Origin of the sequence: Olavius algarvensis spirochete endosymbiont, from assembly GCA_900608495.1 — a bacterium.
Lineage (GTDB): Bacteria > Spirochaetota > Spirochaetia > DSM-2461 > DSM-2461 > UBA2779.
Genome location: UWYT01000156.1, coordinates 1 through 777 on the forward strand (window position 1 = coordinate 1; position 777 = coordinate 777).

Annotated in this window: 1 protein-coding gene; it reads left to right on the plus strand. The window is 45.7% G+C overall.

Annotated features, from left to right (window positions below):
- Positions 1–732 (plus strand): restriction endonuclease subunit S (locus S1OALGB6SA_RS04000; protein ID WP_195910291.1); only part of this gene is annotated, 732 nt, incomplete at its 5' end.
- Between the last annotated feature and the right edge of the window lie 45 nt (positions 733–777).

Sequence of the window (777 nt, forward strand, 5' to 3'; positions counted from 1 at the left end):
GTCATCTCCGCCAAAGACGAAGCCGCCCTTAAACAACTGCAAGCCGAGCAACCAGACGCTTACGCCGAACTGGCACAAACCGCCGCGCTGTTTCCATCGGCGATGGTTGATTCTGAGTTGGGAGAGATTCCGGAGGGCTGGGAAATTACGGCTATTTCTGAATTTGGAAAAGTAGTTTGTGGAAAAACGCCATCCAAGAAAAAGCACGAATACTATGGTAGCGATGCTCCGTTTATAAAGATCCCTGATATGCATGGAAATGTATTTGCTACTAACACGTCAGAGTTCTTGAGTGCTCAAGGCGCAGCTTCTCAACCAAAGAAAGCCATCCCAAAAGGTAGTGTGTGTGTTAGTTGTATTGCAACAGTCGGGCAAGTAGTAATCGCTTCTAAGGAAAGCCACACTAACCAGCAAATTAATAGCATTGTCCCCGCCAAAGAAAGCTATACGCCTTATCTCTATTTCAGCATGAAAATGAAATACAAACTCTTGCACGACCTGGCGAGTGGAGGAAGCACCACATTAAATCTCAATACTGGTAATTTCTCTAAGATTAAGACCTTACTGCCTAAAGAATCGGCACTAAATGCGTATCAACGGTATGCATTGCCATTACTTACTACCATTTACGAAAATGTGTGCCAGAACCATGCCTTAAGTGATACGCGTAACACTCTCCTCCCCAAACTCCTAGCCGGACACCTGCCCATAACAAACACGGAAGTGGCTTAGTATGCGGAGAAAATACCACCTTAATTCCCCGCTCTGGCCCAAGTT